8 protein-coding genes are annotated in these 13,212 nt (G+C 34.5%); 4 read left to right on the top strand and 4 right to left on the bottom strand.

Annotation, left to right across the window (positions count from 1 at the left end):
- Nucleotides 1-219: 219 nt before the first annotated feature.
- Together LPB248_RS08535 and LPB248_RS08540 are read right to left on the bottom strand one after the other, a co-directional pair.
- Nucleotides 220-5,907: an alpha-2-macroglobulin family protein gene (locus LPB248_RS08535; RefSeq protein WP_177211055.1), complete on the bottom strand. Its 5,688-nt coding sequence runs from the start codon at nucleotides 5,905-5,907 to the stop codon at nucleotides 220-222.
- A gap of 135 nt (nucleotides 5,908-6,042) precedes the next feature.
- On the bottom strand, nucleotides 6,043-6,486 hold the full coding sequence (locus LPB248_RS08540) for a nucleoside deaminase (RefSeq protein WP_177211056.1): 444 nt from the start codon (nucleotides 6,484-6,486) through the stop codon (nucleotides 6,043-6,045).
- Between the two features lie 61 nt (nucleotides 6,487-6,547).
- On the opposite strand from LPB248_RS08540, the gene LPB248_RS08545 reads away from it, so the two are divergent.
- Genes LPB248_RS08545 through LPB248_RS08555 form a run of 3 tightly spaced genes read left to right on the top strand, consistent with a single transcriptional unit; the run spans nucleotide 6,548 to nucleotide 10,054 of the window.
- Complete coding sequence (locus tag LPB248_RS08545) at nucleotides 6,548-7,180, top strand: hypothetical protein (protein ID WP_177211057.1); 633 nt, start codon at nucleotides 6,548-6,550, stop codon at nucleotides 7,178-7,180.
- A gap of 52 nt (nucleotides 7,181-7,232) precedes the next feature.
- Nucleotides 7,233-9,020, top strand: a complete 1,788-nt coding sequence (locus LPB248_RS08550; RefSeq protein ID WP_177211058.1) for a 1-deoxy-D-xylulose-5-phosphate synthase — start codon at nucleotides 7,233-7,235, stop codon at nucleotides 9,018-9,020.
- Nucleotides 9,021-9,052: 32 nt separating this feature from the next.
- Nucleotides 9,053-10,054 (top strand): DUF3078 domain-containing protein, encoded by a 1,002-nt coding sequence (locus LPB248_RS08555; RefSeq protein ID WP_177211059.1) that lies wholly within the window; start codon nucleotides 9,053-9,055, stop codon nucleotides 10,052-10,054.
- 74 nt (nucleotides 10,055-10,128) lie between these two features.
- Here the strand turns inward: LPB248_RS08555 and LPB248_RS08560 are convergent, their stop codons facing one another.
- Together LPB248_RS08560 and LPB248_RS08565 are read right to left on the bottom strand one after the other, a co-directional pair.
- A complete protein-coding gene (locus tag LPB248_RS08560) occupies nucleotides 10,129-11,475 on the bottom strand; it encodes a deoxyguanosinetriphosphate triphosphohydrolase (RefSeq protein WP_177211060.1) in 1,347 nt (448 codons plus the stop codon).
- A gap of 257 nt (nucleotides 11,476-11,732) precedes the next feature.
- A complete protein-coding gene (locus tag LPB248_RS08565) occupies nucleotides 11,733-11,945 on the bottom strand; it encodes an Lrp/AsnC ligand binding domain-containing protein (protein ID WP_255462896.1) in 213 nt (70 codons plus the stop codon).
- A gap of 259 nt (nucleotides 11,946-12,204) precedes the next feature.
- Here LPB248_RS08565 and LPB248_RS08570 point away from each other — a divergent pair, with 259 nt between their 5' ends.
- Complete coding sequence (locus tag LPB248_RS08570; protein WP_177211061.1) at nucleotides 12,205-13,188, top strand: helix-turn-helix domain-containing protein; 984 nt, start codon at nucleotides 12,205-12,207, stop codon at nucleotides 13,186-13,188.
- Nucleotides 13,189-13,212: the final 24 nt, after the last annotated feature.

Genomic DNA, 13,212 nt, shown 5'->3' on the forward strand with positions numbered 1-13,212 from the left:
TATTTTTTTAACCGCAAAGACGCTAAGTTATTCGCAATCCCGATAGCTATCGGGACACAAAGTTTTTCTCTCGCAGATTTGGCAGATTTTATTTTTATCTGCTTGATCTGCAAAATCTGCGGGAGCCCTTTTATCACAAAGATTTTTTTTGCCACAGATTAAAGGATTAAAAAAGATTTTAAAATCTGTGCTAATCTGTATAATCTGTGGCAAAAAAAATTATTTCACAACCTCAACCCAGAATCCTTTTGTTCGGGCTAAGAAAGTATTATCATACATTGCTTCGCATTGCAATCCAGGTAAATAATAGTTTCCTAAATACGATGCGTTTAACAGAATTCTGAAAACTTTTGTCTCTCTGGCTTTCATTCCAAAGTAGAAATTCGTTCTGTCGTCACGAATATCAATATAATCCGCGATATTGTTTACTGCGTCTCCGTAATCTGTGAAACGAGTATTTACAATTTCGAATCCTGAAGGTAGAATCTGTGATAACGCTACGTTTTGAACGCTTTCTCCTCTTTGGTTTTTAATTGTAACCTCCGCAACAAATTCAGTTCCTTGATTAATTCTTGAAACATTGATTACACTTCCTTTTCTGTTTTTGAAAACAATAGAAGCCGTAACATCACTTTGAACCGCATTTTCTTGTCCGATAGGCAATATTCCCGTGTTCAATACACGAACATAAACGGTATTAGCTTTATTGTTTTTCAGTGTAATACTATTTGCTCCAGAAGCAACAGATAAACTGCGATCTGCAACTGATTTACCTGTGTTTATGGTCTCTCCTTTTCCGTTCTTATTAAACTGAATGTTGATTCCTTTTGGACCGTTGCTCACCGCAAATTTCGACATTGCATATAAACAATAAGCCGTTGTCTGCGTACTCATCCATTGATTAGCCGACATTTCTTTAGCCAATTTCGTTGCTGTTACAAACGCCTTTTGCTTTTGATCTAAAAGAAGCATCGTTTCTAAAGCCATTGCTCTGTTTCTTTCGCTTGAACCATAATAGTAATAACTGTATTCATCTGAACTTCCATCAATGCTGGTTTTCAAGAATAAACTTTGTCCCGCCGATTTTTGACCTGCTAAAACATAAGCTGCTGCTAAACGAAGCATACTTTCATTCGAAATACCCTTTGTTTCACGCAATCTATTCATTGATGATAAATCGGCATTTCCTGCTAAAGCTAAAGTGTATAAACGATAAGCCTGAGCTAGATCATTTCCGTATTTCGGTTCAAAACGCCATTGTTTTGCTTCTTTTTGCTGATAACCTAACCATTTTGATTTGAAGTTTATTGGCAATACATATCCTTTTTTCTCTGCTTCTATCAAGAAATGTCCAGCATACGAAGTTCCCCAATCGTCTGCAATTGCATTTCCTTGCCAGTACGGCATTCCTCCATTTGATAACTGAAAATTACCCAATCTCTGAATTCCAGCCGCAATATTTTTTTGAATTAAATCTTTACGTTTTGCATCAATATCAGCTACATCGCCCAAATACAATTGTGGGAAAACAGATGAAGTCGTTTGCTCCACACATCCATGCGGATATTGAATCAAGAATTGCAATCTTCCATTCAAATTCATTGATGGCATAGATGAAACTTCTAATCTTGCTTTATTACTTCCTGAAATACCAAAAGTTTTCCATGAAATTGTTTTAGTGCTATTTGGCGTTAAAACAACATCTGTAAAAGTGCTCGTAACCGGATTTGGATTCGTCATATCAATCTCAACGTCATAAGTTGATTTCTCACTTCCAGATGTTGCAATAACCTGAACTTTTGCAATTCCAGTTGCAGAACCTACAACCAAATTAAAATAAGCCATTTTCTCATCTGGCTGTGCAAAACTTAGTTTTTGAACAGCACTTCCAGCTACTTTCAATCCGTTGCTTGTTTTTACCTGAATCGAAACATTTTTGATTTTGTTTTCAGTTGCAAAAACCGTCACTGGCAATGTTACTTTTTCTGATGGTGAAATTTTTCTTGGCAACGAAGCCAATACCATTAGCGGACTCTTAACCTGAGTTGCTTTTTCAACGCTTCCGTAAGCGCTTGTATTTGCATCTCCCGCTACAACCATTGTTCGAACTGAACCAATATATTTTGGAAGTTTTAATTCATGCGATTTTGTTTCTCCTTTTCCTAATTTAAATGGTCCGCAATACAATACTACAGGTTTAAAACGGTTGGCCTTTTTAGCTTTTCCGCCTCCTAAATCCTGGTCACCACCAATACTGAAAATTTGGTTTATTTTTCCGCCATAAGCGCCAATTACATCATCATAAACGTCCCAAGTTTTTACTCCTAAAGCTTCACGAACGTAGAAACTATCCCACGCATTTGGTGTTTTAAAACGAGTTAAATCCAAAAGACCTTCGTCTACAACTGCAATTGTATACGTCATTTCTTTACCCGATTTCTCTCCTACTTTTACCGTAAACGGCTGTTCTGGTCTTAATACATCTGGCATATTTAGAGTTGGGGCCAAAATGGTATTTTTATCTACCACCTCGATTGGCACAATTCCGTACATACGAATTGGAGAATCATTTTTGGTTGAAGCATGTGGCTGTAATAATGTAATATTAAAATACACGTTTGGCGCCATTGCTCCGGTAATTGGAACCTCAACTTTTGTTTCTCCATTTTTCGTTTCAGCCCAGATAGTCTGCACAACTCTTGAACCATTTTCTATCGAAATTAAAGCTCGTCCGCCCTCGCTTGAAGGGAAAGAAATCTGTGCTTTTTCTCCAACCGCATAATTCTTTTTATCGGTAGAAAAAACTAACATATTAGCTGTAGAAGCGTCTCTATTACGTGTTTTTCCAGACCATATTGGCCAGTCGATATTTACAGTCAAAGATGTTGCATGACCATCTTGCTGATCGGCAACACGAATCAAATAACGTCCCCATTCTTCGTCTGTCAGAGCAAATTGAAAACTTCCTTTTCCGCTTGAATCAGTATTGATAACAAAGGTTTTGTATGAAGTCGTTGCATTTGAAGAGTTGTAATTTGATAAATTATCGCTTGAAGAATCCCACCACCATCTCCAGTCTACTTTGTAAACTCTTACTTCGAGATTACGAACCGATTTTGGTCTTCCATTTTCATCAACTGTTACTACATCAAAACGATTGTTTGTTCTCGTTTCAAGCATACTATACTTATTCAGTTCCGGCGTTTTAAGCCCAATATACGTTTTGTACGGAGAATAAGTCGTTGACATTACATCTGTACTAAAATCTCCTCCTTCTTCATACACTTTTGTAATGAATGAAGCGCGAAGCATTCCCGGTGCCTGACCTTGCAATCTTGGCTGAATGTTTACTGATGCTTTTCCGCTTTCGTTTAATTTTCCAGAGAAAATATTGATTTCTTCTGTACTGAATTGGCGTGCTAAATCATCAAAAGTATATTTTTCATAACCTTTAAATGTCGTGCTTTGCTGAGAGAATTTAGCCTGCATTTCCACATTCAAATTCTTAGCAATTGCCCCGTGAAGCCATGTTACCTCAAGATTGTCTGTATTTGGGTACGAAGCTGAAAGTGTTTTTCTGCTAAATGTATTTTTAATTTTTAAACGATTCGGTTTGATCGTCTCAATCTTAATACTCTTGTAGAATTTAGCACCTCCAACGCTTACCATTGCTTCCCAGTTTCCTGTTGGAGCATCTTGGTTCGTTGGCACTATAAAAGCGTAATGATTTAAATCGTTCGTTTTTTGAACTGTCTGATAAACTGTTTTACCATTCGGGTCGTTTAATCGGAATTTAATTGGATGTGATTTTGGAAGTTTATTCGCGGCATCATTCAAAATAAATGACAAATACAAATTATCTCCAGGGCGCCAAACACCTCTTTCTCCATAAATAAATCCTTTAAGACCTTTTTGTAGAGTTTCACCAGCAACATCGAAATTACTAACAGACAATGAAAGTCCGTCATCCAGTTTCACATAAGTCGACTGATCTCCTAAAGTTACAATAGCAAAATAAGCGAATTTGTCTAGCTGGAAAGATGCAATACCTTCGCTGCTTGTTGCTTCTGTAGCTATTTTTTGCTGTTGGAAATTATACAAGTCTACTCTTGCATTCGAAACTGGTTCTGTTGTAACAATATTATTTACAGCAAAAAAGTACGATTTGTTTTCTCCTCTTTTGGCAATAACTCCTAAATCTGAAGCTAAAATATTGGTTGCAATTCTGGCATTGTAAAAATAAGAACCTGTACAAGGATCTTGACTTTCTCTCCAATCATAATCATCATAATAGTAATAATCGTCGTAAGAGTTTCCGCTGTAGTTTACATCATTTTCATCAACTTCTTCTTCCTCGGCTTCATCATCGTTTCCTTCTGATGTTTCGCATTTATAAAGCGAATATTTCTTCTTGTAAACAAATTCAACTCTGTAAATTGCTCCTGGTTCTGGTTTAATTATTTTCGATAAATCTAAGGCATACGTATTCCATTTTGCCAGATTTACGAGCGTGCTTTCCCTTAAATTCAACGTTGTTTTGGCAATTGGCTGTGCAACTTTTTTGAGATTTTGTCCGCCGTTTAATTCATTGTATTGAAGGAATTGCAGAATATTGTTTTTATAAATCTTATATATTTTTACATCTACAGCACTTAAATTTACGGCTTCAAAATTCAGTTTCAAATTATTTGAGCTTGGCAGAATTGTTCCGTTTTTAATGAAACGAATGTTTGGTTTTATCTGGTCAAAAGAAATTTTCTCGCTATAATTGTTTTCCAGTTTTTTACCATACTGGCTTTCTATTCCCTGAAAGACTTCTAGCAATAATTCACCTGTTATAACTTGCTCTGGTTCTTCGTCTGGCACATATTCAACAGCATCTTCTACAACTGCGGCAGCTGAATCTACTGCTACTGCGGCTGAATCAACCATAACCGCAGCCGAATCTACTGCCACTGCAACTGGCTCTTGTGCAACAACTGTCACTGGCTCTGCTTTTTTAGGTGCATTTTGATTTGTAAAATATACTTTTAATAAATTCCCTTGAGTCGAAAACTTCAGATTATTAGTGTTTTGAATTGAAACCAATCCAGCAAAATCCTGACCTTTTTCTAATGGTTCAGAGAAATTAATTAAAACCTGCTGATTGTTTCCATCTGGAACTTCAACTTTTATAACTTTAAATTCATTTATACTAGTTATAGGGAAATCAATTTGTCCTTTCTGGTCAATATCAAAATCATTTCCGTCATAAATAATCTCTAAGTTTGAAGCTTCTGATTGACGCTGAATGCTGTCAATTATAAAACGAAATTCTTTTGCAGGGCCAGCTACTTTCTCAAATTTAATTTTAAGATTATTTCCTTTCTGCTTCGCTTCAACTAATTTTTGAGCCGTTTCCAAATCAATATTATCTGCTGTTTTTAAAATGCAGTTTAAATATTGGTATTCTTTGCTGTACGATTGAATATCGCCAGTATTTATGGTAAAATCTTGTTTTACTGTCTTAACAGTAAAATTGAATTTAGACAATTCTTTTTCTTTCTCTTTCGGAATCGCAGTCAGTTTATCTAAGTTTAAAGTAACCTGATATTCTGTTCCCATTTTGAGTTTTTTCTCTGGAATAAAAGCTAAAGTATTTGTTGAAAGCGCTATGACTTTTCCGTGAACACTTGGCGAAATATCAAACAAATCGTCATCTAATTCCTGATTTGGTTTCCAATCGTTTTTATCGAAAGCCAAAACCACACGGATATCAGAATCTGCAGAAACGATACCGCCAGTAAAACTGGTAATGTAATCTTTGAATAATGAAAAATCGGAATTAAAATCGGCCGCTGATTTGCGCCCGCAGGATTGAAAAATAAAAAACACAAAAAATACGAGAAATAATCCTTTTGCCTTCACTTTTATCTAGAGTTATTGGTTAATAAACTAGTATAAAAGTAAAATATTTTCCGAATCTTTAAGAGGAAAATTCTCTAATAATGATTATTTAACTTTTGTTGAAGTTTATAAGCTACCCTACAAGGCATCTAAAGCTTATTTACGTCTTTCAAGAAAAAAACGTTTCATCAAATCGGCCGCTTCGTTAGCCATCACGCCAGAAACAACAGTCGTTTTAGGATGCAATTTTGTTCCCATATTCAGAAATCCGCGTTGTTCGTCGCGTGCGCCAAAAACGATTTTAGAAATCTGACTCCAGTATAAAGCTCCTGCGCACATTTGGCAAGGTTCGAGAGTTACATAAAGCGTACAGTCTTTTAAATATTTTCCGCCCAGAAAGTTTGCCGCTGCGGTTATAGACTGCATTTCGGCATGAGCTGTAACATCATTTAATAATTCTGTCAAATTATGACTTCTTGCAATTACTTTATCGGCTACGACAATTATGGCTCCAACAGGAATTTCGCCTTTTTCATAAGCGATTTCAGCTTCCTGCAAAGCTTTTTTCATAAAATATTCGTCGGTAAAAGGATTTTCCATAGATGCAAAAATAAGATTTTAGAACTTATTTTTTATTACTTTTAAATCGTGATAATAGAATATGGAAAGAAAACATAGAATAACTGTTCAAACAAATTACAAATTGATTCTGCCAATGCTGTTTGCGGTTATAACTGTACTTTTTTTCGGCTGCCAGAACAAAGAAGATAAAAAATCGAAAATTGACAATGTTGAAGTTGTCACAGATACGATAGCAACAAAAACAGCTGTTTTAGATTCAACTACAATCAATAAGAAAAAACAAGACCAAACTTCACGAGATTTACCAAAAATTGATAAAACCGAATTAAAACAAACGACAACAATACGATCTGAAAAAATAAAGGAAAACAAAACCAATACTTCAAAAACAGCCATTTATGCTTCTCCCACAGGAGAAGTAGCTTCTCAAACAAATGCAGAATTCCCTGGCGGAATAGAACAATTTCATAACTTCTTCATGAAAGAATATAAAAAACCAGAAGATGTAAACTATTGGAAACTCAATTTCACTCTCGCATTCGCAGTAGAAAAAAACGGTTCGGTTTCTTTTCTTGAATGTTCGCCAGCTGTTGAAGAATCACTGCAAAAAGAAATTATCAGGGTTTTAAGTTTATGCCCTAAATGGCAACCCGGAGAATCGAACGGAAAAAAAGTTAGAATGCAATATTCTGTACCTATTTTATTGAAATAAGACTCCGCAAGAAAATTAAATTTAAAACCGTAAATTTGCTTTTTACCTTACAATGAAAAGCGATTTACTCTCCAACATATACAATCCTGCCGATTTGCGTCTTTTAAAAGAAGAACAGCTCACTCAAGTTGCTCAAGAGCTTCGTCAGTTTATTATTGATATTGTTTCTGTAAAAGAAGGTCATTTAGGCGCAAGTTTGGGCGTTGTAGAACTCACCATTGCTTTACACTACGTTTTTAATACTCCAGATGATTTATTGGTTTGGGATGTTGGACATCAGGCGTACGGGCATAAAATACTGACCGAAAGGAAAGAAATTTTCCATACGAACAGACAGATTGATGGAATTTCCGGTTTTCCGAAAAGAAGCGAAAGTGTTTACGATACTTTTGGCGTTGGACATTCTTCCACTTCTATTTCTGCCGCACTTGGAATGGCGATTGCGTCTAAACTGCAAGGTGATTTCGACAAAGAACATATTGCAGTTATTGGAGATGCTTCTATTGCCAGTGGAATGGCTTTTGAAGGTTTAAATCATGCCGGAGTTACAGATGCCAATATTTTGGTAATTCTAAACGATAATGCTATCGGAATTGATCCAAGCGTCGGTGCTTTGAAAAAATACCTTACTTCAGTTAAAAACGGAAAAAATCCGAGGCAAAATAATATCATTAAATCTTTGAATTTTGATTATTCAGGTCCAATAGACGGTCATGATCTTCCAAAATTAATCAAAGAATTAAAACGCTTAAAAAAGATTAAAGGCCCTAAATTCCTTCATATTGTTACAACTAAAGGAAAAGGATTGCAGCAAGCTGAGGAAAATCAGGTAAAATATCATGCGCCTGGAAAATTTGATGCTCTAACTGGAGAAATTCATTTAAAATCGGAAGAAAATCTTGCTCCTAAATATCAGGATGTTTTTGGCTTGACTATTTTAGATTTAGCCAAAAAGAATGAAAAAATAATCGGAATCACACCTGCCATGCCATCTGGAAGTTCCTTAAAATTTATGATGGATGAATTCCCAGAACGTGCTTTTGATGTTGGAATTGCCGAGCAACATGCAGTAACGCTGGCAGCAGGAATGGCCACTCAGGGCATGATTGTGTATTGCAACATTTACTCCACATTTTTACAGCGTGCCTACGATCAGGTAATTCATGATGTAGCATTGCAAAATTTACCTGTCATTTTTTGTTTGGACCGCGCAGGATTAGTTGGTGAAGATGGCGCAACGCATCATGGTGTTTTTGACATCGCGTATCTGCGTTCGATTCCGAATATGGTTATCTATGCTCCACTAAACGAAATTGAACTTCAAAACATTTTATACACCGTTCAATTAGGAATAGATCATCCCATCGCAATTCGATATCCAAGAGGCCGCGGAGTCTTGCCAAATTGGGAAGTAGAAAATTTCGGACATTACGAAAAAATAAATTGGGGCAAGGCAAAATGCCTGAAAGATGGTACGAAAGTTGCTGTGCTATCGGCCGGAACAATTGGAAATAATGTTATAGAAGCATTAAAAGAATCAATCAATTCTAACGAGATTGCGCATTATAACTTTAGTTTTATTAAACCACTAGATTACAACACATTAAACTCTGTTTTTTCAACTTTCGAACGTATTATCACAATCGAAGAAGGGGTTAAAAATGGCGGTTTTGGAAGTGCAGTTTTAGAGTTTGCAGCATCAAATAATTTTAAAAATTCTATTGAAATTTTGGGTGTTCCAGACGAGTTTATCGAACATGGAACGGTAAATCAACTGCAACAATTGTGTAAAATTGACGTTAAAAGTTTAATAAATCTTTTTTCTAACGGTTCAAAATAATTATTTTGCGACACCAAAAAAAAAATTACCTAATGAAATTATTGCGTTCTACCCTTTTGCTATTATTGCTTTTGTGTACTTCTAATAACTTTGCCCAGATTATACAAACCACTTTAAGCCCAAATCAAGCACCTAAACCGCCGTCCAACTGGAGCAGAAAGAATCAGATTGGTTTTGACATTTCTGAAATTGCTTTTGTAAACTGGAGTGCGGGGGGAACAAGTTCTATTTCAGGTTTATTTAAAGGTGAGTTTGGAAGAACTTACACAAAGAAAAATCATAAATGGGTAAACGAACTTATTGTAAAATATGGTTTAAATAAACAAGACGGAATCGAGTTAAGAAAAACAGATGACGCCTTTCAGTTCAACTCAACTTATGGTTTCAGAAAAGATACTGCTTCAGACTGGTACTACTCTTCTAAATTAAATTTCAACACACAATTTACAGATGGTTATAATTACCCAAACCGTGATGTTGCCATTTCTAAACCTTTCGCACCAGCTTATATCTTTCTGGGAGCCGGAGCAGAGAATTCAAACAAAGAAAAAAACAGAGTATTTTACTTCTCTCCTATTACATTAAAAACCACTTTAGTACTTGATCAATATCTTGCAGACCAAGGTTCTTTCGGGGTTAAGAAAGCGGTTTATGCACCAGATCCGTTAGATCCTACTCAGCAAATATTGATTGAAAATGGGCAAAAGGTAAAAGCTGAATTTGGTATACTTTTTACAGCTTATATGAAAAACGAAATCTATAAAAACGTTTTTTACGAAAACAGATTAAGTTTATATACCGATTACTTAAACAAATTCGGAAATGTCGATATTGATTATGATACACGACTTGATCTTGTTGTTAACGCTTACGTAAAGGCTAATATCGGTGTTCACTTAATTTATGATGATGATATTAAAACCAAAAAAGATGTTGTTGATCCAACTACAGGAACAACAACTCAGGTAAATGACGGCCCAAGAATGCAATTAAGACAAGTTCTAGGAGTTGGTCTGGTTTATGCTTTCAAATAAATAAAATAAGAATAATAAAAAATGCCTCTTTCGTTAATTTTGAAAGAGGCATTTTTTATTGTAGAAGAATCGATTTAACGCTTTTTCTGTCCTTGAATTGTTTCGTATAATTCAAGTGCGTTTCCGTCTGTAAGAAGCGAAACGTAGTGACAAATATGCAATAAACGTTCGTATAAATTAGTTTTATCTAAATGGTGTTTCTCTGGCAGCATTTTCAAAATCAATTTGTCATAATTTGAAGCCGTTCCTTCATATTTATTATTGAATGCTGTGATGAACTTATCCAATAATGTTTGAATGATTTGATAACCTACAATTTCTTTTTCTATCACTTCACGGCTTTGGTAGATTTTTTCAACACTTAGTTTAATGATATCATTCATCTGTGCTTTGTATTTACTTTTGTCTGTTAAAGCATACGGAAAGTTTCCTGCAAGAATTGCTTCTTCATTTTCAACAAAGACATTTACAGCATCATTAATTAAAGTTCCGATAGCCAAAGCTCGTAAATAACTAATACGATCTTCTTTTGTAGTTAATGATTTGTATTTAGAAACCCCAATATTGTCTTTGACTAGATTAATTAAATATTCTAAAGCAAAATCTTCAGAAACTAAACCTAAATTAATTCCGTCTTCAAAATCGATAATGGTGTAGCAAATATCATCTGCAGCTTCAACTAAATAAGCCAATGGATGTCTTTCGAAACCAATATCTTCACCAGATTTATTGGCTATCATTCCCATATCTTTGGCTACTTCCTCAAAGAATAATTTATCAGACTGAAAAAAACCGTATTTTTTATCGGAAATATTATTGGTTGGTTTTTTCGGAAGGCTTTCTTTCGGATATTTCATAAAAGCTCCCAAGGTTGCATACGAAATACGAAGTCCGCCCTCAATTCCTGGACGGCTTGCTGTAAGAACTGAAAATCCATTGGCATTTCCTTCAAAATCAATCAAATCCTGCCATTGTTTATCTGTAAGCTGATTTCTGTATTTTTGTCCATTTCCGATAGAAAAATATTCTCCAATTGCTTTTTCACCAGAATGCCCAAAAGGCGGATTTCCAATGTCATGCGCCAACGAAGCTGCAGCTACAATAGCTCCAAAATCGTTCATATGATAACCGTGAACTTCTTTCAGATAAGGATACTTTTCAATGATTTTTTTTCCAACCAAACGCCCCAGCGAGCGACCAACAACCGAAACTTCCAAGCTATGCGTTAAACGCGTATGAACGAAATCTGTCTTAGAAAGCGGAATAACCTGTGTTTTATCTTGTAAACTTCTAAAAGCAGCAGAAAAGATAATTCGATCATAATCTACTTCAAATCCTAAACGGGTATCATCTTGTTCTACACGTAATCTTTTGCTTGTATCTCCTTGACGTTTTAATGATAAAAGTTGTTCCCAGTTCATTTGATTTTAGATTGTAGATTAAAGATTTTAGATTAATGATCTAAATCTTGATTTAAGACTTCAAAAATACATTTTATTTTAGGATAAAATATGGCACAAGTTAATTTGATTTAAAACAATAAATGTTTTGTTCGCCACAAATTTCACGAATTATTGTAAACATATTGATTTGTGAAAATTTGTGAAATTTGTGGCAAATAAAATCTAAACACATTCCTAAAAATCGCTATAATCCTTTTAATCTATGGCAAAAAAAATTAAAATTCTAAAGCGTTACTGTGTTTGATTTCTCCCATTACAAAAATACTATTAGCGTTTCCGATGTTCTTGATCGTTGACAATTTATTCATTATAAAATCCTGATAACTAGTCATGTCTTGCACCAAAATCTTCAGCATAAAATTGTAATCTCCAGCTATTTTATAACATTCTATAATTCCTGGAAGTAGTGTAAAAACGATGATACGCACATATCTTACAGCGAATTCAACGACATCAATCCGTTATCTTCCGTCCTAAAAATGGTTTTAGTTTTACAATAAGAACAAAACCCTATTTTAATACTCTTATAACCTAAAGAAGCAATTGATCTCCTTTTACCCTTCTAATTTTGCACCGTTGACACCAAATATTTTATTTTAAAGATTTATCTATAAATAGAAAAACTCAAATTAATTGATTGTTGTTGTATTTACCATACTTCTTATTTGATACTGCAATATTATTTCTATGAGAACAATTAAACATTCATTCGGTACAGACTTAAATTGGGCGGAATCATTAGCTCAGAAATTAGGCGGAAAGTTTGAGAATAATTTTATAATTCCAAAAGAAGACAACAAATTACCGAAAACGAGATACATTCTTAATTGCGAAGATGGAATTACTGCCTATTACGTTGAAACTTTTAATGAGGAAAATTTTTGTTTTATTACTGAAAATACAACTGATAATTTTATAAGCCTTTATTACGATTTAACAGAGGGCGAAGGAGCGCTATTTAATGCTGATAATACATATAAAGTTGGACATTGGAATTATAACTTTGGAGTAATTGACAGTAATTTACAAACAAAATATCTTGTGAATGCAGGGACCAAAACTTTTTTACTGGCTATTTTCATAAACAAAGAAACGATTAGATCTTTTGCTGAAGAAAACAACATTCCTTTTCAAGATATTTTCACCAGCAACGACTCATCAAAAAGCATCCCTACAAGATTATATCGAATTAGCAGTGAAAGCTTTAACCTTATAAATGATTTGCGTAAACTAAAAGTTGGAGGAGACATTTTCGATTTGAACCTTAGAGGAACTGTGCATATATTGCTTTGTAATTTTTTAAAAAAAATTTCAACCAATACCATGATCTCTCAGACTATCCATGAAGATGATTTATCACGCATTATCTTGAGCCAAATATTTTTAATGGAAAATATCGAAAATCATTTTCCTTCTATCAAATTAATGGCAAAAAAAGCCAATATGTCTGAATCTAAATTTCTGGTCTTATTTAGAAAAATAACTGGATTGACTCCTAACTCTTTTTTTATCGAAAACAAACTGTACCGTTCCAAAGAGCTAATTGAAGAGCAAAGATTATCAATAGCCGAAATATCAGATAAGCTTAAATTTTCTAATCATTCTTATTTCTCCTTTTTGTTTAAGAAACATTTTGGGCTTTCGCCAAGTGCTTTTGCTAAACAATTGTAAAAGCAAAACTTCCTTTAAATATAA

Origin of the sequence: Flavobacterium sp. LPB0248 (genome assembly GCF_013388355.1) — a bacterium.
GTDB lineage: Bacteria > Bacteroidota > Bacteroidia > Flavobacteriales > Flavobacteriaceae > Flavobacterium.